Here is a 655-nt window from a genome sequence, read left to right as displayed (position 1 = left end):
ATATGGCATAAACAATTTTACCGATTTTGGGTAGAAGTATAATCGTAAAGTTTGTTATGCGTTATGAGGTAATACATTGTTCTGATGAGACGATGTATAGAGGCAATCGTGTGTGGTTTGGTTGAAGTCACTTGCGATTGTCTTTTTCGTTTATCATAGAAGTCTGCGATATGACAAGGATTGCTGTGGCTAGCTGAAGCTATGTTATGAATGCACTTAAAGAGAATCTTTCTAGCATAGGGATTCCCACGTTTGGTGATATGTTCCTTGGCTAGAAAGTCCCCAGATTCATAGTGTCTGAGGTCAATGCCGATAAAAGCATTGATTTGATTGGCAGAGTGAAATCGACGAATGTCACCAAGTTCACCAATAATGCTTGTCGCTGTAGTTTCAGCTATTCCAGGAATAGAGAGAAGAATCTCGTATTCTGGCAAAGGTTGAGCCAATGTTACCATCTCCTCTAAAACACTTTTTCTATATTCAGAAAGCCTAAGTAACTCCCCTGCATAGTATTTGACCTCTTCCATCATTGGAGAGGTTTTCTTGACCGCACAATAAGACTGATTAGCTAGTTTTGTAAGCTTATCTACTAAGTAAGTCACACGTTTTTCAGAGATGCGTTTTGATGTAGACTGACGGATGATAGCTCTTAATG

At 39.1% G+C, this 655-nt stretch carries 1 protein-coding gene; it reads right to left on the bottom strand.

Going from position 1 to position 655, the window contains the following annotated elements:
* Positions 1 to 17 precede the first annotated feature (17 nt).
* On the bottom strand, positions 18 to 655 hold a 638-nt coding region (locus HMPREF2637_RS03800; RefSeq protein ID WP_141760016.1), incomplete at its 5' end, for a transposase.

Source organism: Streptococcus sp. HMSC065H07, from assembly GCF_001837325.1.
GTDB classification, from domain to species: Bacteria; Bacillota; Bacilli; order Lactobacillales; family Streptococcaceae; genus Streptococcus; species Streptococcus salivarius_H.
The sequence above is the reverse complement of the archived record's forward strand: the minus strand, read 5'-3'. Positions and strand labels throughout refer to the sequence as shown.